22 protein-coding genes are annotated in these 23037 nt (G+C 52.2%); 3 read left to right on the plus strand and 19 right to left on the minus strand.

Annotated elements, in window-relative coordinates:
• Positions 1-30: 30 nt before the first annotated feature.
• The 3 genes from FHT67_RS24045 to FHT67_RS24055 form a co-directional block, all read right to left on the minus strand.
• Positions 31-966, minus strand: coding sequence for a carbohydrate ABC transporter permease (locus tag FHT67_RS24045; RefSeq protein WP_167201564.1), 936 nt, complete (start codon positions 964-966; stop codon positions 31-33).
• Positions 967-981: 15 nt separating this feature from the next.
• Complete coding sequence (locus FHT67_RS24050; RefSeq protein WP_167201565.1) at positions 982-1926, minus strand: ABC transporter permease; 945 nt, start codon at positions 1924-1926, stop codon at positions 982-984.
• A gap of 452 nt (positions 1927-2378) precedes the next feature.
• Complete coding sequence (locus tag FHT67_RS24055; protein WP_167201566.1) at positions 2379-2969, minus strand: TetR/AcrR family transcriptional regulator; 591 nt, start codon at positions 2967-2969, stop codon at positions 2379-2381.
• Positions 2970-3117: 148 nt separating this feature from the next.
• Between FHT67_RS24055 and FHT67_RS24060 the strand changes: the two genes are divergently transcribed.
• Complete coding sequence (locus tag FHT67_RS24060) at positions 3118-4047, plus strand: ketopantoate reductase family protein (protein WP_167201567.1); 930 nt, start codon at positions 3118-3120, stop codon at positions 4045-4047.
• A gap of 111 nt (positions 4048-4158) precedes the next feature.
• Here FHT67_RS24060 and rlmH read toward each other — a convergent pair whose 3' ends face one another.
• From rlmH to FHT67_RS24075, 3 genes are all read right to left on the minus strand, one after another.
• A complete protein-coding gene (gene rlmH / locus FHT67_RS24065; protein WP_127496882.1) occupies positions 4159-4638 on the minus strand; it encodes a 23S rRNA (pseudouridine(1915)-N(3))-methyltransferase RlmH in 480 nt (159 codons plus the stop codon).
• Positions 4639-4771: 133 nt separating this feature from the next.
• The gene (locus tag FHT67_RS24070) at positions 4772-5473 is read right to left on the minus strand and encodes an ankyrin repeat domain-containing protein (protein WP_132308135.1); all 702 of its coding nucleotides are present in this window, start codon (positions 5471-5473) and stop codon (positions 4772-4774) included.
• A gap of 92 nt (positions 5474-5565) precedes the next feature.
• Positions 5566-5736 carry a CxxH/CxxC protein gene (locus tag FHT67_RS24075; RefSeq protein WP_015847785.1) on the minus strand — a complete coding sequence of 57 codons (171 nt, stop codon included), beginning with the start codon at positions 5734-5736 and terminating at the stop codon, positions 5566-5568.
• 157 nt (positions 5737-5893) lie between these two features.
• Here FHT67_RS24075 and FHT67_RS24080 point away from each other — a divergent pair, with 157 nt between their 5' ends.
• Entirely contained in the window at positions 5894-6223 is a 330-nt protein-coding gene (locus FHT67_RS24080) for a YnfA family protein (protein WP_132308133.1), read from the plus strand.
• Positions 6224-6281: 58 nt separating this feature from the next.
• On the opposite strand, the gene FHT67_RS24085 is transcribed toward FHT67_RS24080, so the two are convergent.
• Both FHT67_RS24085 and FHT67_RS24090 read right to left on the minus strand, forming a co-directional pair.
• Positions 6282-7193, minus strand: a complete 912-nt coding sequence (locus tag FHT67_RS24085) for a DUF4097 family beta strand repeat-containing protein (RefSeq protein WP_208403472.1) — start codon at positions 7191-7193, stop codon at positions 6282-6284.
• A gap of 176 nt (positions 7194-7369) precedes the next feature.
• Positions 7370-8728 (minus strand): S1C family serine protease, encoded by a 1359-nt coding sequence (locus FHT67_RS24090; protein WP_167201568.1) that lies wholly within the window; start codon positions 8726-8728, stop codon positions 7370-7372.
• A 154-nt stretch (positions 8729-8882) separates the two neighbouring features.
• On the opposite strand from FHT67_RS24090, the gene FHT67_RS24095 reads away from it, so the two are divergent.
• Positions 8883-9104, plus strand: coding sequence for a hypothetical protein (locus FHT67_RS24095; protein WP_132308129.1), 222 nt, complete (start codon positions 8883-8885; stop codon positions 9102-9104).
• Here FHT67_RS24095 and FHT67_RS24100 read toward each other — a convergent pair.
• The 11 genes from FHT67_RS24100 to FHT67_RS24150 all read right to left on the minus strand — a co-directional run bounded on the left by FHT67_RS24100 (position 9073) and on the right by FHT67_RS24150 (position 23025).
• Positions 9073-9879 (minus strand): MBL fold metallo-hydrolase, encoded by an 807-nt coding sequence (locus FHT67_RS24100; RefSeq protein WP_132308127.1) that lies wholly within the window; start codon positions 9877-9879, stop codon positions 9073-9075. The genes FHT67_RS24095 and FHT67_RS24100 overlap by 32 nt on opposite strands.
• 82 nt (positions 9880-9961) lie before the next feature.
• A complete protein-coding gene (yycI, locus tag FHT67_RS24105; protein ID WP_132308125.1) occupies positions 9962-10717 on the minus strand; it encodes a two-component system regulatory protein YycI in 756 nt (251 codons plus the stop codon).
• 28 nt (positions 10718-10745) lie between these two features.
• Positions 10746-12239, minus strand: coding sequence for a YycH family regulatory protein (locus tag FHT67_RS24110; RefSeq protein WP_167201569.1), 1494 nt, complete (start codon positions 12237-12239; stop codon positions 10746-10748).
• Complete coding sequence (gene walK / locus FHT67_RS24115; RefSeq protein WP_132308121.1) at positions 12236-14083, minus strand: cell wall metabolism sensor histidine kinase WalK; 1848 nt, start codon at positions 14081-14083, stop codon at positions 12236-12238. The genes FHT67_RS24110 and walK overlap by 4 nt, the downstream gene beginning before the upstream one ends.
• Positions 14080-14847: a response regulator YycF gene (gene yycF, locus FHT67_RS24120; RefSeq protein WP_132308120.1), complete on the minus strand. Its 768-nt coding sequence runs from the start codon at positions 14845-14847 to the stop codon at positions 14080-14082. The genes walK and yycF overlap by 4 nt, the downstream gene beginning before the upstream one ends.
• Positions 14848-15058: 211 nt before the next feature.
• Positions 15059-16480: a LysM peptidoglycan-binding domain-containing M23 family metallopeptidase gene (locus FHT67_RS24125; protein ID WP_243867427.1), complete on the minus strand. Its 1422-nt coding sequence runs from the start codon at positions 16478-16480 to the stop codon at positions 15059-15061.
• A 275-nt stretch (positions 16481-16755) separates the two neighbouring features.
• On the minus strand, positions 16756-17430 hold the full coding sequence (locus FHT67_RS24130) for a hypothetical protein (protein WP_167201571.1): 675 nt from the start codon (positions 17428-17430) through the stop codon (positions 16756-16758).
• A 137-nt stretch (positions 17431-17567) separates the two neighbouring features.
• Entirely contained in the window at positions 17568-18854 is a 1287-nt protein-coding gene (locus tag FHT67_RS24135) for an adenylosuccinate synthase (RefSeq protein ID WP_167201572.1), read from the minus strand.
• A gap of 199 nt (positions 18855-19053) precedes the next feature.
• Entirely contained in the window at positions 19054-20427 is a 1374-nt protein-coding gene (dnaB, locus tag FHT67_RS24140; protein WP_116394517.1) for a replicative DNA helicase, read from the minus strand.
• Positions 20428-20620: 193 nt separating this feature from the next.
• A complete protein-coding gene (gene rplI / locus FHT67_RS24145; protein WP_132308112.1) occupies positions 20621-21067 on the minus strand; it encodes a 50S ribosomal protein L9 in 447 nt (148 codons plus the stop codon).
• Positions 21064-23025: a DHH family phosphoesterase gene (locus FHT67_RS24150; RefSeq protein WP_132308111.1), complete on the minus strand. Its 1962-nt coding sequence runs from the start codon at positions 23023-23025 to the stop codon at positions 21064-21066. The genes rplI and FHT67_RS24150 overlap by 4 nt, the downstream gene beginning before the upstream one ends.
• Positions 23026-23037 lie beyond the last annotated feature (12 nt).

Here is a 23037-nt window from a genome sequence, read left to right on the forward strand (position 1 = left end):
ATAAACCGGAAGAATCCGAGTTTATTTCAGTTAACCTTTCACGGCGCCTACCGTCAGACCGGAAATAAAGTATTTCTGGAAGAATGGATAGGCGACGGCCACGGGAACCACAATGACGATGGCCACGGCCATGCGCGCGGATTCCTTGGGCATTGTTGCGACAAGCTCCGCGTAACTGATGCCCATGCTGGAAGCATTTTTCGCCAGGGCGTCCACGTTGGTCATCAGGCTGTTCAAGAGCGCCTGCAGCGAGTACAGGCTCTGGTTGTCGATGTACAGCATGGATTGGAACCAATCGTTCCAATAGGCGAAGCAGAGGAACAATCCAATGGTTGCCAGGACCGGCAGCGAGATCGGCAGCACGATCGAGAAGAAGATGCGCAATTGGCTCGAGCCGTCGATCTCGGCGGATTCGATCAGCGCGTCCGGAATCGTGCTCCGGAAGAAGGTTTTGCAAATAATAACGTTGAAGGAGGAGACGGCCAGCGGCAGAATGAGCGCCCATACCGTATCTTTCAGGCCCAGCATATTCGAATTAATATAATAGCTGGATACCAAGCCTCCGTTGAACACCATCGGAATGAATACGATCCAGGTCAGAAGCCCTTTCAGCTTGTAATTCGGCCGGGAAAGGACGTACCCCATCGACGTTGTAAGCAGCACGCCCAGCACTGTCCCGACACCGGTAACAAGCACGGAGATGCCAAGCGCCTTCGCAATCATCGTCCCCTGCTGCGCAATATAGCGGTAAGCATCACCTGAGAAAGCCGATGGGAAAAGATGATACCCGCTGCTTCGAATAGCATCCTCGCTGGTCAGCGATATGGACAGCACGACAAGGACAGGTATAAGGCAAAGCAGCGCCAATACGATAAAAATCAGATGAAAAATCACGTTCGTGCCCGTTCGGATCCGGTTGAACTTGTCCAGACCGTTTTCGAATTTCGCTCTCTCTCTTGATGACATTTCCCGCTTCCTCCTCTACATCATTGCGCTCTCTCGGTCCACGCGACGAACGACCCAGTTGGCAATCAGAATGGTCACGCAACCCATCACGGATTGCAGGAATGCGGAAGCCGATGCCATGCCTAGCGTAGCGGTCTTGAGCTGCTTATACACAAGAACGTCAATTGTGGTCGCTACGTTGAATAACGAATTGGAATCCCGCGGCACTTGGAAGAACAAGCCGAAATCAGTGTAGAAGATGCGGCCTACGGCCAAGATGAACATCATCACAATGACCAGCTTCATGAGCGGGAGCGTAAGGTATCGCGCCTGCTGCCACTTGGACGCGCCGTCGATAACGGCAGCCTCGTAGTACGTGCTGTCGATGCCGGCGATGGTCGCTAAGTAGACCACCATGCCGTAGCCCAGTCCCTTCCATACGTTCATGAATACCAGAAAGTACGGCCAGTATTTCGGCTCCATATACCAGTTCACCGGATCGCTGCCCAGGGTGGCCAGGAATTGATTAGCGATCCCTTTATCGAAGCTTAGAAATGCCCATACAATGGCGGAAACCACGACCCAAGAGAGGAAGTACGGCAAGAACATCAGCGTTTGATAGATTTTTCCGGCCTTGCCGCTATGCAATTGACCGATCATCAGGGCCAGCGTGACGGGCACCGCAATGCTCAGCACGATGAAAATCAGATTGTAGCCAAGCGTATTGCGGATTACGACCCAGGCGTCGTTCGACTTGAACAGGAATTCGAAGTTTTTGAAGCCGGTCCAATCGCTATGGATGACGTTGCTCAGAAATCCCCCGTGGATCTTGAAATCCTTAAAGGCGAGAATAAGGCCGAACATTGGCAAGAAACAAAACAAGATATACCAGATGGTCGTTGGTAAGGCCAGAAACGTCAGTTCGGTATCCTGTGTGCGCCAGCGTGTTCGCAAGCGTCTTCGCCCGCTCTTCATGTCCATGTTCGCCACCCCTTACGTTTGTTTGCGCTTCAGCATATACACGGTCTCATTTCCCCGTAAGCGCATTCATTTAATCGTGCTGATTCATCTATTTGATGTCATTTTATAGAAAACCGCCTGCTCAATTCTAGACAAAAAACATGAGACCGCAGTCAACAAACGTTAGATTTTGGGGGGACGTGGGATTTAAGTGAATAAATTTCAAACACCCCTAGGCATGTTAATCGGAAATCACAGGAAACATAAAAGGATTGCAACATAGATGAAGGGGCTTTCCCTGTTGAAGAGAAAACCCCTTTTAATTTAGCACTTCGTATGATTTCTCCCTACTTATGATAAGGTTCAGCTTAACGGGTCTATCGGTGAAAACAAAGTGCGGCCCTGTAGCCGCCCATCCTTTGAACGTATTGAATGGAGAGCCGAATGTCACTTATAGCCGCAACCTGGCACCATCAACACATCCCATTCTGGGAGGCGTCCGCTTGAACGGTGCCAAAGATATGAAACGGCGTTATCCCATTTGCGAATAGGCTATCTATCAGCTTCACCAATTCTTCCGACGATAAATCTTTGCCGTTGCGTATCCAAAGGCGAAACAGAGATATTAATGTTGATATGTAAAACTCAATCAGGTAAGGCGCTAAGATATCATTTGTTGGAAGATTCACAATCAATCTCTCAAAGGGAATTTCTCTTTTCAGGCGTTCAACAAAATGAACAGAACCATAGTCACCTAGGAGGGCTTTTAAGACAGAAATATCTTCTGTACTTTCCAAGCATTGAAGCGCATCTTGGAAAGTATTCGCAGAAAGCTCCCTGCTTGCCATTTCCTCGTTAATGGATTTCAAAACCTTCTCTTCAACGTAGTTCAGCGACTCATAAATATCTGTAAAGTATTGATAAAATGTACTGCGGTTATATCCTGACTTGTTGGCAATCTCTTGAATAGATATTTTTTCAATTGGCTTTTGGCTATATAAATCACAGAACACATTTATAAAGGTCTGCCTGGTTTTGTCCGTAATTTCAGGCTGCTTATTCATAATTTCCTCCCTTTCCGGTTCAATTGATGATCCGACAGATATTAAAAATCTGATGGTTGATGACCGTATAGTGAATCCATACAATATTATCATACAACACGTTGTTTGATCATCAATAAGGATTATCAACTCTTTGGGGGAGTCTAACATGAAAATTTTATTCTTCGGTAGAGGTGTAATATCGACCCAATATGCATGGGCTTTTGAACAGGCAGGGCATACAGTTGACTTTTACGTTAGAAAGGGGAGGAAAGAAACCTTCGGAAGCAGTATAGAGCTGGAAATGTGGGACGCACGAAAAGGGAAAAAGCTAATAAAAGAAAGCTGGAACGTTACACTGCATGAGGAGATCCTTCCAAATTATGATCTCATTATTGTGAGCGTCAACACGGAACAACTTCCAGGAGCAGCACAATTCCTATCAACTGCTGCAGGAAATGCCCCTATCCTCCTATTCAATAACATTTGGCAAGATTTGAAATCATCGATCGCACCATTGTCTATGAACAATGTTGTCTTTGGCTTCCCCGGAGCAGGAGGTGGCATAGCGGACAATAAGCTTAGGGGCGGCTTTTTGAAAATGGTATTTCTAGAAAAACCACGGGCAGGCACTGAGCATATTAATAACAAGGTCAGAGAACTATTTGAAAGTGCCCATTTTAAAATTAGTTGGATAAAGGATATGCAAAACTGGCTATGGAACCACTTTGCCATGAATGCAGCGATGGAAGCCGAGGTGTTAAAACGGGGAAGTTTTTCAGCGCTCATGAACCATAATGATTCATTTTCCAATGTTGGGTTGAATATGAGGGAATTGATTCCTGTACTTAAAGCAAGAGGTGCAAAGCTTGATGCCATTTCTCTCCTGCTGACTAAAATTCCACCTGGACTTCTCGGCACACTTTTTAACAAGGTTATTTTTGCAAAAGGCAGCTTACCTCGGCTTTTTGTGGAATACAACAACAGTAAAGCAGGTTTTGCGGTTCTTGAAGTTGTGAGAGAAGCAAAAAAGGCAAGCATACCTTTGCCACGTCTAACGATGGCATTTGAAAATACTGAATATGCAAAAGAAATTTAAAGAAGCCTTCGATATAACCGCTACGAGAACTGGAGAAACAAGCGTAGACGAGGCATATCTAACATATTATTAAAAGCGGTAATCACCTATAATAACAAAACTTTTTCGCCGTCACTTATGATACGGTTCACCGCGGTTAATCTTCACCGCGCGGTAGATCTGTTCGATCAGCACCAGCCGCATCAGCTGGTGCGGCAGCGTCATGCGCCCGAAGCTGAGCTTCTGCTGGGCGCGCTGCAACACCGCGGGAGCAAGCCCCGTGCTCCCGCCAATGACAAAAGCCACGTGGCTCCGCCCATACGTGGCCAGCTTATCGAGCTGGTCCGCGAGATCCTCGCTGGACCAGAGCTCGCCGCCAATCGCGAGCGCCACAACATGGGCGTCCGGCTTCAGCTGCGCCAGAAGCCGTTCCCCCTCCCGCTCGCGCACCTGCGCTTCCTCCGCCGGACTCATCGTCTCCGGCGCTTTCTCGTCGGGCACTTCCGTGAGCGTCAGCTTCACGTACGGCCCGAGCCGCTTGGCATACTCCGCGATGCCCTGCACCAAATATTTTTCCTTAAGCTTTCCTACCGAAGCAATCTGTATATGCATGAATGTTCATCCCTTATGTATAATGGTATACCTGCTCCTCTAAGCATACCAAAAAAACCGCTCAACTTCCCGCGCTGCGACCTCAATGGTAGCCACTTAAGTCGCTTTTACGTTCCACGTGGAACTCTTTTTGCTATTTCGCTCCCGCGTTAACCAGCAGCTGCTCGATTTCTTTAAACCCTCTCTTGCGGGCATGCTGCAGCGGCGTAACGCCGTCGTTGTCGGCCAGATTGACATCTGCCCCATGCTCGATCAGCAGCTTCACGGTCTCTACCTGGCGCTTGTTGCCGTTATTGAGAATAATGGCTTCGAGTAATGCCGTCCAACCCAGATTATTGACATGATTCGCATTAATATCCGTCCGCTCAAGAAGCTCCCGAACAACCTCCACATAACCATGCTCCGAGGCCGGAATGATGGCTATGCCCCCGTAACGGTTCGTTATCTTCGTATCCGCCCCGGCATCAATCGTAAGCCTCAATATATCCAAGTATCCTTCGGCTCCGGCATACAAGAATGGCGAATTTAACATCTCATCCCGTATATTCACATCCGCTCCCGCTTCAGTCAGTACCTCTGCCACCGCAAAATCCTTCTTGTAGGTCGCAATCATGAGAGGAGTGCGTCCTTTTGCATCCTGAACGTCCAGGTTTGCGCCGTTTTGAATCAGTTGCCGGACTTTATCGGCTTGTCCATCCTCGGCGGCTTGAAGCAGCTGTTCGTCAATCGTCTCCATTACGCTTACACTCTCCTCTTCTTGAATATGACGTTTGCCTTCAGCATCGTTGTCGCATCCTTGAAGCAACAGGAGGCATGCAAGCATCCATCTCTTCATAGGGTACCCCCCTTCGAAAGGCCAACGCCTGCCTTATGAAAAAAGCGCCCCGCATCGCGATGCGGCAAGCGCCCTTCAACTAGCTCCTCTTCCTATACCACCAAAAACTCGGCTGCTGCCTCCCCGCAAAGATCGCAGCTGCGAGGCGGATCCCAATCGGCAAATTCCGTTTCCTTCAAATCGACAATATCCGGCGCGTCCTCGTATTCGTCCACAAATTTATCAATCGCCAGCTCGACATGCTGCTTGCACACACAATACATTCGAATTTCGCTTCCTCTTCAAAGTTGTTTATTATACAGCTAGCATAACAAACCAGCCTGCCGATGTGAAGTAATCCGGTCAATTCTTCCTCTCATTTCCTTCTGCTCGCCATCCCTTTATAATGATTACAAGTCTATACGAAGAAGGAGTCTATCCGTGTTTATTGCGATTGTTCTGTTCGTGATTGCCGGCCTAGCCGAGATTGGCGGCGGTTATCTGGTCTGGTTATGGCTGCGAGAAGCTAAGCCGCTCTGGTACGGCATCCTAGGCGGCATCATCCTGATCGCGTACGGCGTTATTCCCACCTTGCAAAATTTCCCCTCATTTGGCCGTGTCTATGCTGCTTATGGGGGAGTCTTTATCATTTTGGCCGTTCTATGGGGATGGCTCATCGATAAAAAAGCTCCCGATCTCTACGACTGGATCGGAGCCGCCGTCTGCATCGCAGGCGTTGCCATCATGCTCTACGCCCCGCGTGGCAGCTAATCTTATTAAATAAATAAAAGCCGCACGGGCATCCCTCCTGCCCGTGCGGCTTTCTATGTTACGGTTGGCTGATTCGAATACTGCCGCTGTCCGTACGAACCTTGATAACTTCTCCCGAGGCGCCTTGCTGATCCGGCTTATGAATGGAGCCGGAATCCGAATCCAGATCATACATGCCGCCGTACGTAGAAGGGATCTCGATTCTCACGCTGCCGGAGTCGCTCTTCACGTCCGCGCCGGTTGTGTCATTCTTTACGATACGAATGCTTCCTGAATCCGAACGTACGACTGCCTTGCCGCTCAGATGATCGATCGTAATGCTGCCGGAATCCGACGAAGCCTTCAGCTCCGCGGCAACCGTCCCCGCGTGAATGCTTCCCGAATCCGACTTGATCGACAAGCTGCTGCCTTTAAAGCTTTCCAGCTTAATGCTTCCCGAATCCGCATCCAGCGACAGCGTGCCACCCTCGAAGCTGCCGAGCCGAATGCTTCCCGAATCCGTCTCCACTTGGCTGTCAGCCGCCCTTGCGCCATCTACCCTCACCGAACCCGAATCGCTTTTTACTTTCAACGATTCAAGAGATGACATAGCTTCTTCCGTCAGCGATACGGTTACGACCTGCTTCTCGTTCCAGCCGGAGAAATCGAATAAACCAAAGCGCCATTTCTCCTTCAAGCGCAAATCCAACTTCCCGTTCTCCACTCTCGCGTTCTTGATCTGTTCAATAACCTCGGGTTTGGCCTTCCCTTCTATATGGATCGAATTGTTTCCGTCCGTGCTTGGAACAAAATCCACTTCAAGTCCAAGGCTGTCGGATGTAAGGCTAAGTTCGTGCATTTTATCTTCGAGCTGCAAGGTATGGGCATATTCCTTGCTCTTCACTCCGCCGAATTGGTATTGCAACAACGCGATAATCCCGATCGCCACAAGAACCACTCCTATCGTATTTCTGACCCATCGTCTATGCATGGTTGATTTCTCTCCCTCTTTGCTCTCTTGCTTCTTGAGTATAGTTTACGCCAGCGGACATTTGCCAGAAACCTTCCAGAGGATGGCTCGAAGGTTAGACTTTAGTCGGGGTATGGCGCAAAGGCGCAAAAAAAGCCGCGCCAACGGTTTCCCGTCAGCACAGCTTCCATTACGATTTATTCATCCTTCGTTTTCTCCGCCAGCTTGAACGATGTCGTCTGCAGCTTGCCGTCGCGATAGAAGGTTACTTTAATCTCATCGCCAATATGCTTCTTCTGGTATAGATATTGCCGCAGCTCCAAGGTGCTGCTTATATTCTTCTCGTCCAGCTTCACGATCACGTCATTCAGCTTCATGCCCGCGTCCTTCGCCGGACCTACCGCCTCTAGCACGATAACTCCGTTGAATACTTCGTCGGGGAGATTCAGCTCTGGCAGCCCGGATTCCTCGCTTCCAGAAGCGGCGCCGGTACCCTGATCGGTCTTGCCATCGCTGCCAGCCGCTTGATCTTCCTGCTGCTTCTGCGCGAAATACTGCTCCAGATCCACCGTATAGACACCCAGATAAGGACGAGATACATAACCCTTCTCCATCAGGCTGTCGATAATCGGCATCGCGTTATCGATCGGAATCGCAAAGCCTAATCCCTCGACGCCTACTTCGGCAATCTTCATGCTGTTAATGCCTACAACCTTACCGTCCATATCAATCAGAGGGCCGCCGCTGTTGCCTTCGTTAATCGAGACGTTCACCTGAATGACCTCCTGCTGCCAGTCATACACGCCATCCTCGTTCAGGGAAACCGGTACGACCCGATGCGTCTTGCTCACAATCCCCATCGACAGCGAGTCGCCAAGTCCAAGCGGATTGCCAATAGCAAGTACGAATTCGGCCGGCTGCAGCTTCGACGATTTGCCGATCTCGGCTACCGTCTTAATGTCCTTGCCGTCCATTTCGAGCACCGCTAGGTCCGTAATCTGATCGCTGCCAACGAGCTTTGCTTCGCGCTTCTCGCCGTTCACGAGCATCACCTTCACCGACTCGGCGCCTGCAATAACATGATGGTTCGTAATAATGTAGGCCTTGCCGTCCTTCAGCTTGAAGATTACGCCGGAGCCAACGCCAACCTCCTGCTTCGAGCCCTCGGCCTGCCCTTCATCTCCGCTGGCTGCTTGACCCTGGGTGCCGTCACCGGGAACCAGTCCATAGGGAACCGTCTGTTCGTTAATAACGCTGACGACCGCCGGCCGAACCTTTGCCGAAGCTTGAATGGTTCTTTGCTCCAGCGAGGCGCTTCCGGAAGCCGATACGCTTGCCGCATGCGAACCCGGAGCGATGCCCCCGCCGCCAAAGACAAGCACAAACAACAATACCGCTGCCACCGCGCTGGTGAAAGAAGCTACAAATGCGATGCGGACATTCGACCAGCTGCGCATTCCCTTTTTATTGGAGAAGGCGAATTCATCCCCCGAAGAAGTGGAACGAGCACGTCTTGATACTTTGGTCGAGTAGAAATCGTCATCAAATAATCCCATCGTTACCGCTCCTTTCGATGCTTATGCTTGCCTTTGAAAATGGAACAAAAACTATTTTTACCATCTAAGAATGTTTTCGGAAGATTAGACTACAATAATAATAGATTCACTTGCGCACTCCTCCATCATAACGAAAAAGGAGCGAACCGTATCTATGAAAACAAAACCATTCTCCCCTTGGGAGCAAGTAGAGATTGCAGCCAAATTAGCCGATCTGAAGGAGGACCACTACCGCACCGTCCTTACCCTCAGCGCTATGCTTGAGCTGCTTGTGGACAAGGGTCTGATCACCCGCGAAGAGCTGACCGCCAAAGCGGACGAGCTGGACAACCAGCTGGAGTCGTTTATTTCCGCTTCACTTCATCCCATGCCGTAGGCCGGTCATGATAAGTCGCGCGCAAAGGATTCTCGTTTTGCTTGAAAAAGATTCCGTTATCCTCCATGACATTCCGCACCGTCAGCATAGCCAACTCCATCAGGTTATGGTCCAGACTGAGATGGGCCAGATACACCCGCTTCGTCCGATCCGTTAACAGCTCGCATAATGCCTCCCCGGCTGCAACATTCGACAAATGCCCGACATCGCTTAGAATGCGGCGTTTGATGTTCCACGGGTAACGGCCCATGCGAAGCATCTCCGTATCATGATTCGATTCAAGCACCAGCACGTCCGAATCAATAATGGCTTGCTTCACTTTGTCGCTCATGTAACCAAGATCGGTCGCAAGGCTCAGCTTTTCCCCGTTGTCGACAAACGTATAGCCGACCGGCTCCGCCGCATCATGCGAGATCGGATAGGAGGAGACCTCCATCGTGCCGAACCGCAGCGACTCGCCCGTCTCCATAATGACCCGCTTCTCCGGCTCAATGGTGCCAACGTGACGCTCCATTCCGCCCCAGGTCCCTTCATTCGCAAAGATCGGCAGCTCGTACTTGCGGGCGAATGCGCCCAGTCCTTTAATATGGTCGGAATGCTCATGCGTAACGAACAAAGCGGACAGCTGATGGCCGGACACGCCTTGCTCGCGCATTAGCTCCTCTATTTTTTTCATGCTAAGGCCGGCATCCACCAGCACCATTTTATCCCCGTTGCTTACTATCGTCGCATTGCCCGTAGATCCGCTTCCCAATACCGTAAACGTAAGTCCCATCGCTTAACTTCTATCCTTTCCCCTGCTCCCATGAACACAAAAAACCATTCTATGCGTCTGCCTAACCGCGCCCTTCTCCAAACTAACGAACGCGGTCCAGCGGTACTTCTTCCTTCACCTGCGCGACTTCCCCGTTAATCGCGTGAATGTAATACTCGTTCCCGTCCTCCAGCAGCACCCGGTAATAAGGCGCCGCTACCTGCGTCTCCGTATCGAACATCTGACCATGGTAGCCCAGCTGGATGTCGGTAATGACCGCTCCGTCCGGCAGGTTCCGCTCGATAAACGGCGCCATTGCCTTCGAGGCCGGCAGCACGGTCTGTTCCTTGGCTTCCCCCGGGCCCGTCAGATCTACCCGAACCTGGCGGAAGCCGGTTATTTTCTGATTGCTGTAATAGAGCTCCAGCTTTACGTCGAACATGGGACGGTTATCCGCCATCCGGTACAGCACGTATACGCCGTCCCTTGTCATCGCCGGATCGAACTTATACTTGTCCAGATCGGCAATCTGGCTGCCCAGCGTCTTGACGAGATCCTTCTCGGAGAAAATAATCCGGCTGTCGACCGGCGTCGCAAGCTTTTTCTCCGGCAGCCCCTCAAGGGTGCCGCTGCGCAGCATGTACGTTAAATCCCGCAGCTTCGGGGTTTCGACCGGCAGATTGGCGGACAGCTCAATGCCCTTCTGCTTCATGAAGGCGTAGGTCTCGCTCGGAAGCTCTGCTGTATTCTTGTTGGCGTTCAGCTGCTCGCCGATGTTCGACCATACCTGATAGCCGAGCAAAATATTGAGCAGCAGAAACGAGATAATAAGCACGCTTTTGGCCCTGCCCCAATCCACCTGATCTTCCGCCTCCGTTCGTTACGGCTTATTGCTTGCTTTCTTTATCCGGCGCAATCGAATTTTGCAGCGGATCCGAGCCTCCGAATAGATCATTGCCATCCTTGGATGCCGTCTCCTGTCCCGACGCTTCCCTTCCGCCTTTATCCGTGCCCGTTCCTTCACCCGAATCATGGGCGGAGCTTAGGCTGTCCTTTATCTCCTGCGGAACAAAGCCTGTCGGATACGCTTCGGTGAGTGCTTCCTGCGTTCCGTCTTCGAGCTGCACCGCCCATACGGGAATAAATTTTAATTCATTGTTTTCAAGCGGTTCGGCCTTAAGAGCCGGGAATAAACGGACAACCTCCGAACGGCGGTTATAATGATCCAGCGCGCTGCGCAGCTGGGCACCGCCCGGCAGCCATCTGGCTTCCCTCGTCTTCGACCGAGTGGCGAGCGTAATGAGAGAACGGCTATACTCCGTTACGACTCCCTGCTGCAGCGTAAGCCGCATGCTTCCGTATTCGAAATCCTTGCTCTCGATAACCGGATAGTTATCGACATACTGCTGGAACTCCGCGTATTTACCCGTCTTGCCCTCTAGATTTATTCCCGGGTTAACGAAACGGTGTACGCCGTCCCATCCGCCATGATCGTTAATAAATTCAATGGAGGCAAAAACATTCTCGCTTAGCGGATTTTCCTCGCTCTGCGAGGCGGCAGGGTTCGTATAAATCATCCACTTGCCCTTCTGCTCAATCTGCAATCCGCGCTTGCCGTCCGTAAAAATCTGCGAGCCGCTCCGGTCGTAGAGCGCCTTGGTCGTAGCCGTGTCAAAGAACAAGTTCTGCTGCATCAGCTCCGAAGAGTAAGTCTCATAAGGGAAGACCATCTCCACGGATTGAATCGGCTGCTTCGGCAAATAGATACCGTCGGAGGTCATCTGGTACTTCGGCTGGTACTCGCCAAAGCCGACGTAATCCTGAACGTCGCGTACCGTCAAATCGGCCTGCGTCGATTCGTATACCTTTTGCCCGTCGGCGCTGAAGAAGAAGGTCCTGACCTCCTCGGAATCGGTCGCCTTGAAGATCCAGATTCGGTCGATCGTCTCGCCCAGGAACAGCAAATCTCCCTGCACCTTGAGCAGCTTCTTCAAGAGCTCTACCGGAATGCCGTTCTGGAAGCGCAGCTCAACGCCGATATCGTTCTTTCTGACTTCATCCCAATTAAGCAAGTTAGCCGGATTGCGTTGAAAGCCCTTGAATTCGCGGCCTTGAATCCGGTCTTTCAGGATCATATTATAGAACGTTGTTCCCGGGTACAGCACCGTATGCTCATTGCCGCCGAAATGAAGGACAATCTCCTCCGGAAAAACGACGCTTTCCACACTTGATTTCTTCCCAAGCGGATCGGCATTAGATAAATCCTGTCCCGTCTTCACCGTTGCGCCAAGACCTGGCATGCTGTACGCGAGGAAGTACGATTGAATCAAGCTGAGCGCGACAAGCATTACGAGCAGAAGCGTCTTCGCTTTCTCTATCATGCCGTCTCACCTTCCTCTTGCAGGGCCGGCAGCGTAAAGGTAACCGTGGTGCCTTCGTTCAGCTCGGACTTGAGCGAGATCGTGCCGCCGTGCGCTTTTACGATTTCCCGGGCAATGGATAAACCAAGCCCCGTGCCGCCCATATTGCGCGATCGGGCCTTGTCCACCCGGTAGAAGCGGTCGAAAATACGGGATAAATCCTTCTTCGGAATACCGATGCCCGTATCCTTTACGCTAATCGCAATCGTAGCGGCATCCTGTTTATGGGCGCTTAACTCAATGGCTCCGCCCTCAAGCGTATATTTGATGGCGTTCGATATGAGATTATCGAGCACCTGGTCAATCTGGTCGCGGTCAAGCCATGCCGACTTGAGATCGCGGTCTACGACAATCGATGCCAGGATCGACTTCTGGCGAAGCTGGAAGGAAAAGCGGTCGGCCACTTCGTCCAGCATCTCGTGGATGTTGGTCTTCCGCCGCCGCAGCGGCGCCTGATTGGAGTCCAGGCGCGACAAATGCAGAAGGTCCGTAACCAAGCGGATCATCCGCTCCGTTTCGTTGCGGATAACGCCGACGAATCGCTCGGACAGCTCCCGCTCATCCAGCGCCCCGTCGTTAAGCGCCTCCGCGTAACTCTTGATCGTGGTAAGCGGCGTGCGCAGCTCGTGCGAGACGTTCGCGACGAATTGACGGCGCGACTGCTCGAGCTTTTCCTGCTCCGTCACATCCTGCAGGACGGCAATCGTACCCGTAATCCCTTTGTCGCGCCGGTGAATCGGCGTAAACGTGACGCGGAGGACCCCCTCTTCGTCATCCATTTCCGCTTCTTCTTCGCTGCGCGGCAATATGACGGTCTGTTCCCGGCCATTCTGCAGCTCCAAGTATTTCTGCACCGGCATGCCCAGCAGCTCGGGCAGACTGCAGCCTTCGCAGGTACGCACGTCAAGCATCTCCTGCGAGCGGCGGTTCCAGACGATCACCTTGCCGTTCTCATCGGCCGCGATCACGCCGTCGCTCATATTCGACAGAATGGAGGCGAGCTTCTCGTTCTCCTCTTCGTTGACCGAGAGCGCCTCCTTCAGCCGGATCGTCATATCGTTAAAGGCCAAGCTTAGCCGCCCAATCTCATCGTCCCCAAGCACCGGCACCTGCAGATCAAACTTCCCGTCCGCGACGGCCGCCGCCTGCCGCGTCAGTCCCTGTATCGGACTCGTGATCGTATGGGCAAGCAGGATGCCAAGAATACCGGTAAGACCAAGCGCGATAAGCGTGCCGGAGAAAAAGATCTGGTTAACCCGGTTCACCGTATCGTACAGGCTGTCCATGGACGCCAGCATGTAGACTGCGCCAACTACCTTATCGTTATCGTTGTACGTAACGGGAAGGGCAATGATTTTTTTGCGGGTGCCGTTCTCGTCGATAATCTCTTCTTCATTTTCGGAAATGCCCGTTAGCGCGCGGCTTACCGCAAGGGACGTGTTTTTCTTCCCGATGTACGATTCCGGCACCTGAAGCGAGGTTGCAACAACCCGCCCGTTGCCATCCAGCACCTGTACCTCCGTCCCGCTGATGCTGAACAAATTGCGGACGACAAGGCTTAAATCCTCCGTGCTGCTCGTATCCGTCTCGCTATCGCTATTGGGCTTTTCGTAAAGCTCCTTTGCCGCCAGCTTCGAGAGAATATCGGCCTGCTCCTTCAAATTCGTCGTGAAGTTGTCGGTCAATGACGCTTTTACCGTGCTGATGAAGTACACGCCAATGAGCTGCATCGCGACAAGAATGAGCAAGAGATAAATAATGACCAGCTTGACTTGAATGGTGCGAAAAAACCTCCGCCCGCTCATGCGTAGCCGAGCCCTCCCGACTTCGGATTGCGCATCATGTAACCAAGACCGCGGCGGGTCATAATATATTCCGGACGGCTTGGATCATCCTCGATCTTCTCGCGAAGACGGCGAATCGTGACATCCACGGTCCGCACATCGCCGAAATATTCGAAGCCCCAGACCGCCTGTAGCAAATGCTCGCGCGTCATCACTTTGCCGCTGTTGCGCGCCATGTAATACACAAGCTCGTATTCGCGGTGGGTCAGGTCAAGCGGCTCCCCGTCCTTATAGACGACATACATATCGGTATCGATAAACAGGTTGAACAGCTTGAGCCCCTGCTTCTCGTCCCCGGCACCATGGCCGTTGTCGCCCGCGTTCGCATGGTCAGGCGAAGAAGCCGCAGCCTCCGAGGTTTTCTGCTGCCGGCGCAAATGGGCTTTCACCCTGGCCAGCAGCTCCCGCGTGCTGAACGGCTTCGTTACGTAATCGTCGGCGCCCAGCTCAAGACCCAGCACCTTATCTATTTCCGTATCCTTCGCCGTCAGCATGATGATGGGCATATGCAGACGCGTGCGCACCTCGCGGCAAACGTCCATTCCATCCTTCACGGGCAGCATCAAATCAAGTAAAATCAGGTCCGGCTGCTCTTCGAACGCGAGTCGAACCGCCTCGCCGCCGTCAAACGCGCAAATGACCTGATGCCCTTCCTTCTCCAAGTTGAATTTCAATATATCTGCAATGGGCTGTTCGTCGTCGACCACTAAAATTTTCCCGTGCATCGTTACACCCGCCTGTCGCTCGTCCTATTTTTACTCTTCTATTTTAACATAGTGCGTCGTCAAGTTCCCAATTAAAGTTCGTTCAGTCCTTTTCCAATAAAACTCATAATTAAGGTTAACGAGGCATGTTTCATTCCCGAGAGATTGGGGGTAAAAAAGGTAAAAAAGAAGACTGCCCACTTAAGGACAGCCTTCCTGGATAAAAAGTATATTATAAGTACTTTAACGGATTTTGCAGTACGCCGTTTTTCGTAATTTCGAAATGCAAATGCACGCCGGTCGATTCGCCGGTGCTTCCCATAATGCCGAGACTGTCACCTTTTTCGACAATCTGGCCTTTCTTCACGCCGATGGACTTCAGATGTCCGTATAACGTTTTGTAGCCATTCTTATGGTTGACGATAATGCAATTGCCGTAGCCTGTCTTCTGGCCAACAAACTCGATAACACCGTTATCCGCCGCCATGATGGTTTTACCGCCGGTCATGTCGATGCCTTTATGCATCCGTCCCCAGCGCTGTCCAAACTTGCTCGACAGCGACCAGCCGGATACCGGCGATGCGAAATGGCCTGTCCCTTCGCCAAGAATAACCTTTGTTCCCCGGATGATAACCTCGGCTACCGGCTTCACGATAACCTGGCTATCTACGAGCTCTTCCGTAACTACCTTACCGTTCTGCTTCACAACCCGGTATGTAAGAGTCTTCTTGCCGCTCTTGCCTTCCGTCAGCACCTTCGATTCCCCAAGCTTCATGGAATCGCTCTTGCGGATCTCGACAGGAGCATCGTAAGTAATCGTTTCGGACTGGCGTTCTTCCGTCTTCACCGTCAGCTCCGGCTGAAGCACGGTCAGATCCAGGACGTCGCCCTCTTTGATCATATCCTGCTCGATCCAGCCGTTGTTATCGTAAATGACCTGTTCGGAGATATTGAACTTATCGGCAATGCATCCGATGCAATCGCCTTTCTGAACCGTATACTTCGTTGGTTTGACGCTGCCCTTCACCAGCTTCAGGTACAGCTCGTTAGCGTCCATAATCTTGCTTGGATCAACCTCTACCTCGTCTGTCTTAACCTCTTCAACGAATTTGACGCCGGTCAGCTTTTTGCCGCTGGACGCTTCCGTCTTCTTCTTCTCAGCCTCCGCCTTCGAGTAAGACAAAGTTTTCACTTCGTTCTGCTTCTTCGCTGCCGCAAGCTGCGGTGCGTACTTGCTCTGTACCCGGTTCAAAATAGCATCGGCCGTTTCCTGATTCTTTACCACGCCGGCTACCTTGCCGTCGATGACCAGCTCGACGCCTTCCGCATGCGAGGTCAGCAGACCCTTCAGCTTGCCTAACGTTTCTTCCGTCTCAGGGTCCGCTTTAAAGCCGCTTTCCCCGCTGTACGTAATTTCGCCGGTGTCGAGCACCATATTGAGTTCGGGATTTGCTTTCTTTACCTCTTCGGTCCGCTGCTGAATCAGCTGCTCCACCTCTGCGGGATCGCTGACGGAACCCACGATATTGCCGTCTTTATATACGTTGTAATAATCGACTGTATTCGCTTGTACGTATCCGGTACCGCCGATACCGGCTGCTGCTAGGACTACCAGCACTCCTGCTGTAAGCATGACAGGCTTTTTCTTCCACATTGGAGTATGTGGTCTTTCTCCTGTCGAAGGAGGCTGCTTCTTGCCTTTCGAGTCTTGCGGATCACTAGGCCGAAAGTACTGGTTTACAAGATTCCAAGTCTTCCGGAAACGATCCTTGGGGCTGAAAACGGTCATGATGGTCTCCTTTTCGCACTTTTACTGCAATAAAATACGGAATCCGACATGAAAAAAGACGAATGTCCTGTCGGATCACTCGCCTAATACTTTAACATATGGTTAATAAACGCGGCAACCATTCTTGTCAAGAGCCGAAATTAATATTTTTTCAGAATTGCCATCATTTGTTCATACTGGTCCCGGTCGAGATACTGTGCCATCAGCTGTTGAATCTGCGTAAGCTCCTCGTCCGTCAGCCCGTTTTCCATGTATCCGGAGATCGTCTGCATGGCCTCCTGCGGCAGCTTGCTCATGAGCAGACCAAATAATTGATCCTTATCGGCCTCGCTCATCTGCCCCTTCATGCTGTTCATGTCCTCGGTTGTAATCGCCGTTTCCTCACCGTCGATCGACGGCGCCTCATCATCGTCCGTCTGGCTGCTGCCCTCGGTCTGACCCATGCTCGTGCCCGCTTCCTCCGATTGACCGGTCGTGCCGCCCTCCGCCTTCGAGCCTCCGCCAATGCCGATATCCGTAAGCGGTGCGGTGGACGGTTGGTCGGTAAAAGCGTCTACCGCGACCTTATCCCCGTCCGCCCCTTCCGTGCCCGTCTTCTCGGTATCCTCCGTCTGAACGGGCTCCTCCGCGCCCCACAGCTTGCCCCATACGCCGGACAAAGCCATCGGCTGTACCTCCAGCGGCAGGTTATACTGCTTCAGTAGCGTCTGTACATAACTATTAACGATATAGCCGGTTGTCCATATGGAGAGAAAGCTGACAATGAGACCCGCCGCTACGATTTTCGCGATCCATACGGCTGCTTTTAACCACATTTGCGCTCATCCCTTTCCTTCTGCTATCTATCATTATGGTCAAAGATTAGGGCGAGCAAACTATGAAAACGACAAAAAAGGATAGTCCCGGCCATTCCGCCTTGGACTATCCTTTTCTTTGAATTCTAAGTTACGTTCTATTCGTAGATTGGACGAACGATATTCGTTTGTTCGCGGTTGCGTCCAACCGAGAAGATGGCAATCGGAATACCAGTCAGCTCGGATACGCGGTTCAGGTAGTTCAGCGTGTTAACCGGAAGATCCTCCAGTGTTTTCGCGCCCGTAATATCTTCGCTCCAGCCTGGCATCTCTTCGTATACCGCTTCGCATTCCGCCAGCATTTTGAGGCTTGCCGGATAGTGCTCGATGACTTCGCCGCGGTATTTGTAAGCCGTACAGATCTTCACGGTCTCGAGGCCGCTCAGTACGTCCAGCGAGTTAAGGGACAGACCGGTAATGCCGCTGACGCGGCGTGCATGGCGGACAACTACGCTGTCGAACCAGCCAACGCGGCGCGGACGGCCTGTAACCGTACCGTACTCATGACCTTTGTCGCGGATCAGATCGCCGATTTCGTTAATTTGCTCCGTCGGGAACGGACCGTCGCCAACACGCGTCGTATAAGCCTTCGCTACGCCGATAACCTGCTGGATCTTCGAAGGACCCACGCCGGAACCGATGCATACGCCGCCAGCCGACGGGTTGGAAGAAGTAACGAACGGATAAGTACCTTGGTCGATATCTAGCATAACGCCTTGCGCGCCTTCGAACAGCACTTTGCGGTTTGCGTCAATCGCATCGTTCAGAACAACCGAAGTATCCGTCACGTAAGGACGAAGCGTCTCGGCGTAGCCTAAGTATTCCGCAATGATTGCTTCGGCATCAAGCGGCTCTCCGCCGTATACCTGCTGAATCACTTGGTTTTTCTCCACCACGAGGCGGCGTGTTTTCTCCGTGAATTCTTCCGCATCCATAAGATCGGCGATACGGATACCGTTGCGCGCAGCTTTGTCCATGTAGCATGGGCCGATGCCTTTGCGCGTCGTACCTATTTTGTTGTCGCCCTTGCGGTCCTCTTCGAGGCCGTCCAGCACGAGATGGTAAGGCATAATGACATGGGCGCGGTCACTGATCTTCAGGTTATCCGTGGAGAAGCCATTGTCATGAATATAGTTAATTTCGTCGATCAGCGCTTGCGGGTTGATAACCATCCCGTTACCGATGACGCAAATTTTATTTTGATTGAAAATACCAGATGGAATCATCGTCAATTTATACTTCTTGTTGTCAATGAGAATAGTGTGTCCGGCATTGTTACCACCTTGATAGCGAGCGACGACGTCGGCTCCGTCCGCCAAGTAATCGGTAATTTTGCCTTTCCCTTCGTCTCCCCACTGCGTACCGACAACAACAACCGTAGACATAAACATACCCCCGTCCGGTGATTTTGCACACCGAAAATTACCGTCTTAGCATTAACCGGATCGGAGCTTCTTACTCAAAAATGGTCCGACCGCGTAAAAGACAGCAATAACAGTGTAGCAGTCTCGTATAGAGAAGTCAAACAAAAAAACGAACAATTGCACAGTCGCCCATACAATTGTTCGGATATTATACATAACCTTATGATGCCTGCGACGGGTCCTCGTGGGTCCTGTCTAAGCTTACGAATTTATTGAATTGCTTAAGGAAGACCAGTTCAACCGTTCCGACAGGGCCGTTACGCTGTTTGGCAAGAATGATCTCGATGATATTCTTCTTCTCGGATTCCTTGTCGTAGTAATCGTCACGGTACAGGAATCCTACGATGTCGGCATCCTGCTCGATCGAACCCGATTCCCGAAGGTCGGACATCATCGGGCGCTTGTCCTGACGCTGCTCAACGCCGCGGCTGAGCTGCGACAGGGCGATAACCGGCACTTCCAGCTCACGGGCGATCTGTTTCAGAGTACGTGAAATCTCGGATACTTCCTGCTGACGGTTCTCGCCCGCTTTACCGCGGCCTTGAATGAGCTGCAAGTAATCAATAAGAATCATGCCGAGACCTTTTTCTTTTTTCAGCCGACGGCATTTCGCGCGGATATCCGCAACCGTAATGCCTGGCGTATCATCTATAAATACATTGGCTTCCGACAAGGCGCCAATCGCCATCGTCAGCTTCTCCCAATCGTCGCCTTCGAGCTGACCGGTACGCATCCGGGTCGCGTCTACGTTCGACTCGGCGCAGACCATACGCTGAACGAGCTGCGCAGCGGACATCTCGAGCGAGAAGATCGCGACGGTCTCGCGGGCGCGGACGCCCACATTCTGGGCAATGTTCAGCGCGAACGCCGTTTTGCCTACGGAAGGACGGGCCGCAATAATGATTAAGTCACTGCGCTGGAAGCCGGCCGTCATTTTATCCAAATCGACGAACCCGGAAGGAATACCCGTTGTTCCTGCACCCTTCTGATTATAGAGCGTCTCAACCTTCTCGAATACTTCCATCAGAACATCGCGGATGGAGATGAAGCCGCTGCTTGAACGGCGGTTCGAAATCTCCAGAATCTTACGCTCCGCGTCGCTCAGAAGAATACCGACTTCATCCGTGCTTGCGTAACCGTCCGATACGATATTCGTGGCTGTCCGGATCAACCTTCGAAGCATCGATTTCTCTTCCACGATCTGCGCGTAGTAATCGACGTTTGCCGCCGTTGGCACGGCGCTGGCCAGCTTCGCCAGATAGGATACGCCGCCAATCTCCTCGATCAGCTGCCTGTCCTGCAGATAAGCGGTCAGCGTGATTAGATCGACCGGCTGCCCGCTCTCCCCAAGCTCAACCATCGCTTCGTATATATGTTGATGGGGAACGCTATAAAAGTCTTCGCTGCGCAGCCGCTCCATCGCGGTGATCAGCGCCTCCGACTGAAGCAGGATCGCGCCGATTACGGCTTGCTCCGCCTCCAGGTTTTGCGGCGGAACGCGATCAAACATCAGCTCCGTACTACTCATGCTCATGCTTTAGGCTCCCTTCCAATGAATGCTGAAATGCTTCCGATTCCGTTCATGCTACAACGAACAGTGTAGCAGTTGCAGGCCGCCGAAAGCTATGGAAAGTTCCAGCATCGGCCTGTCTGATTGGACAACAATGGCGATGCTCTCACATCGCCATTGTCGTCTTGCTTCTATTACGCTTAATAAGAGCTCTTGCTTATTCTTCGGTAACTTGTACGCTAAGCTTCGATTTAACGTCTACATGAAGCTTCACCGGTACTTGAGTGACGCCGAGGGTGCGGATCGCATCTTCCAGCTCGATTTTGCGTTTGTCGATTTTAACGCCTGCCTGAGCGGCAAGTGCCTCTGCGATTTGCTTGCTGGTAATCGCTCCGAACAACCGGCCGCCTTCGCCAGCCTTAGCCTTGATAACAACCTTCAGCTCTTCCAGCTTCTTGCCGAGCTCAACCGCGTCCGCTTTTTCCTTCGCTTTGCGTTTCTCTTCCGATGCATTCTGCACTTCCAGCGTCTTCAGGTTGCCGTCGGATGCCAGCTTCGCAAGTCCTTGCGGCAGCAGGAAGTTGCGTACGTAGCCTTCCGACAGATCCTTCACATCGCCTTTTTTGCCTTGACCCTTCACGTCTTTCAAGAAAATTACTTTCATTCGAATAACCCCTCTTCCGCTTCAATTTGTGCAAGTACAGTTTTGAGCTTGGCCGCCACTTCCTGTACGGTGCCCTCTAATTGAGCCGCCGCATTCGTCAGATGGCCGCCGCCGCCCATTCGTTCCATGACGACTTGTACGTTCATATGCCCGAGCGAGCGGGCGCTTATGCCGATAAGTCCATCCGGCCTTTCCCCAATAACAAACGAGGCATAAATATCCGTCATGTTTAGCAGCGTATCCGCCGATTGCGCGATCAGCAGCTGAGCCACCTTCCGGCCCGGCTCCGTCACCGCAATGGCTACATGATCGTAGTGCACTTCGGCATGCTTGATAATCTCGGCCTTGCGTACATACTCCTCAAGATCCTCCTTCAGCATCCGTTGGATCATCATCGAATCGGCGCCGTTACGGCGCAGGAACGATGCCGCGTCAAACGTGCGGGCCCCCGTCCGGAGCGAGAAGTTTTTCGTATCCACCGTAATGCCTGCCAGTAGCGCCGTTGCCTCGCGTACATCCAGCAGCACCCGGTCATGAATATACTGCAGCAGCTCGGTTACGAGCTCGCAGGTTGAAGAGGCGTAAGGCTCCATATAGACCAGAATCGCGTTCGAGATAAATTCCTCGCCGCGTCGGTGATGATCAACCACTACGATTTTATTCGTCTGCGACAGGATGCGCGGCTCTTTCACCATCGATGCTTTATGCGTATCCACCACAACGGCCAGCGTCCGGCCGTCCGTGATGCCAAGCGCCTGCTCCGGCGTAATGAACCGCTTCGTGAACTTCTCGTCCTCGCGCAGCATTTCCATCATCTTCTGAATCGCCGGGTTAATCCCTTCGAGTACGATATAGGCTTCTTTGCCAAACATCAGAGCCGCTTTCAGAATACCGATTGCCGCCCCTATCGCATCCATATCCGGCATCTTATGACCCATGATGACGATGTTGCCGCTCTCCTTGATCAGGTCGCGAAGCGCGTGCGCAACGACGCGGGCGCGGACGCGGGTGCGCTTCTCTACCGCGTTTGTCTTGCCGCCATAGAACGATTGGCGCCCGCCGACCTTCACCGAAGCCTGGTCGCCGCCGCGTCCAAGGGCAATGTCCAGACTGGATTGCGCCCATTGGCCAAGCTCGACGATGCTTTCCGCTCCGGCCGCGAAGCCAATGCTGAGCGTAATCGGGATTTTCTGGTCGGCTGTCATCTCCCGCACCTCATCGAGAATGACGAACCGCGACTGCTCCAGCTGCCTTAGCGTCTTCTGATCGGTAATGAGAAGGAACCTGTCCGAGGTTACCCGCTTCAGGTACAGCTGATACCGCTGCGCCCACTCGGTTATCTCGGTCGTCACCTTCGACTGGAGGGAGCTCCGCTGATGGTCGTCCATCCCTTGCGTTACTTCCTCCAGGCTGTCGATCATCACGACGCCCATTGCCAGCTTTTCTTCATCGTACCGCTTGCTGAGCTGCCAGAGGAGCGTAATGTCCTGTACGTACAGTATCCGCTCCTTCTGCTTGAAGAGCAGCTGGTAGACATGCCCGTCAACCGTCGCTTCAACGGTTCCTTCCTTGTCCTTAACCTGCTGCAGAGCCGGGAACAGCTCGGTGAGCGGCATCCCGATCACCGACTCCTCACCCGCAATTTGCGCAATATACGGATTATGCCATTCTACCGTGCGGTCTTCGTTATACAGAATAACGCCAAACGGAAGCTCTCCGATAACGTCATTGCCGACCTTTTTCACCCGGTAGGATAACGTCCCCAGATACGACTTCAAATCCTTGCGGAAAGCCCTCTCCGCAAGAACCGTATAGACGGCAACGGCTATAGTGAGAAGAAGCGCGATAAGCCCAAGCACCCACCAAAACCAGGTGAGCACAACGGTCATAAGAACCATTAATGCGATAGACCAGACCTGATGCATGCCATGCCATCGCGTGACAAGAAACTTCGGCATTTCCTATTCGCT

This window comes from Paenibacillus sp. BK720, assembly GCF_011761545.1.
Classification (GTDB): domain Bacteria; phylum Bacillota; class Bacilli; order Paenibacillales; family Paenibacillaceae; genus Pristimantibacillus.

What these genes read in the sequence shown, in the direction of transcription:
- FHT67_RS24090 (WP_167201568.1), bottom strand. Translation starts at nt 8,728, where the DNA reads ATGGGATTATTTGATGACGATTTCTACTCGACCAAAGTATCAAGACGT.
- FHT67_RS24060 (WP_167201567.1), top strand. Translation starts at nt 3,118, where the DNA reads ATGAAAATTTTATTCTTCGGTAGAGGTGTAATATCGACCCAATATGCA.
- FHT67_RS24045 (WP_167201564.1), bottom strand. Translation starts at nt 966, where the DNA reads ATGTCATCAAGAGAGAGAGCGAAATTCGAAAACGGTCTGGACAAGTTC.
- rplI (WP_132308112.1), bottom strand. Translation starts at nt 21,067, where the DNA reads ATGAAAGTAATTTTCTTGAAAGACGTGAAGGGTCAAGGCAAAAAAGGC.
- FHT67_RS24050 (WP_167201565.1), bottom strand. Translation starts at nt 1,926, where the DNA reads ATGGACATGAAGAGCGGGCGAAGACGCTTGCGAACACGCTGGCGCACA.
- FHT67_RS24055 (WP_167201566.1), bottom strand. Translation starts at nt 2,969, where the DNA reads ATGAATAAGCAGCCTGAAATTACGGACAAAACCAGGCAGACCTTTATA.
- FHT67_RS24100 (WP_132308127.1), bottom strand. Translation starts at nt 9,879, where the DNA reads ATGGGACTTACGTTTACGGTATTGGGAAGCGGATCTACGGGCAATGCG.
- FHT67_RS24125 (WP_243867427.1), bottom strand. Translation starts at nt 16,480, where the DNA reads ATGTGGAAGAAAAAGCCTGTCATGCTTACAGCAGGAGTGCTGGTAGTC.
- FHT67_RS24135 (WP_167201572.1), bottom strand. Translation starts at nt 18,854, where the DNA reads ATGTCTACGGTTGTTGTTGTCGGTACGCAGTGGGGAGACGAAGGGAAA.
- FHT67_RS24150 (WP_132308111.1), bottom strand. Translation starts at nt 23,025, where the DNA reads ATGCCGAAGTTTCTTGTCACGCGATGGCATGGCATGCATCAGGTCTGG.
- yycF (WP_132308120.1), bottom strand. Translation starts at nt 14,847, where the DNA reads ATGCACGGGAAAATTTTAGTGGTCGACGACGAACAGCCCATTGCAGAT.
- FHT67_RS24075 (WP_015847785.1), bottom strand. Translation starts at nt 5,736, where the DNA reads ATGTATTGTGTGTGCAAGCAGCATGTCGAGCTGGCGATTGATAAATTT.
- FHT67_RS24130 (WP_167201571.1), bottom strand. Translation starts at nt 17,430, where the DNA reads ATGTGGTTAAAAGCAGCCGTATGGATCGCGAAAATCGTAGCGGCGGGT.
- FHT67_RS24070 (WP_132308135.1), bottom strand. Translation starts at nt 5,473, where the DNA reads ATGAAGAGATGGATGCTTGCATGCCTCCTGTTGCTTCAAGGATGCGAC.
- FHT67_RS24085 (WP_208403472.1), bottom strand. Translation starts at nt 7,193, where the DNA reads ATGCATAGACGATGGGTCAGAAATACGATAGGAGTGGTTCTTGTGGCG.
- rlmH (WP_127496882.1), bottom strand. Translation starts at nt 4,638, where the DNA reads ATGCATATACAGATTGCTTCGGTAGGAAAGCTTAAGGAAAAATATTTG.
- walK (WP_132308121.1), bottom strand. Translation starts at nt 14,083, where the DNA reads ATGAGCGGGCGGAGGTTTTTTCGCACCATTCAAGTCAAGCTGGTCATT.
- FHT67_RS24110 (WP_167201569.1), bottom strand. Translation starts at nt 12,239, where the DNA reads ATGATAGAGAAAGCGAAGACGCTTCTGCTCGTAATGCTTGTCGCGCTC.
- dnaB (WP_116394517.1), bottom strand. Translation starts at nt 20,427, where the DNA reads ATGAGCATGAGTAGTACGGAGCTGATGTTTGATCGCGTTCCGCCGCAA.
- FHT67_RS24095 (WP_132308129.1), top strand. Translation starts at nt 8,883, where the DNA reads ATGAAAACAAAACCATTCTCCCCTTGGGAGCAAGTAGAGATTGCAGCC.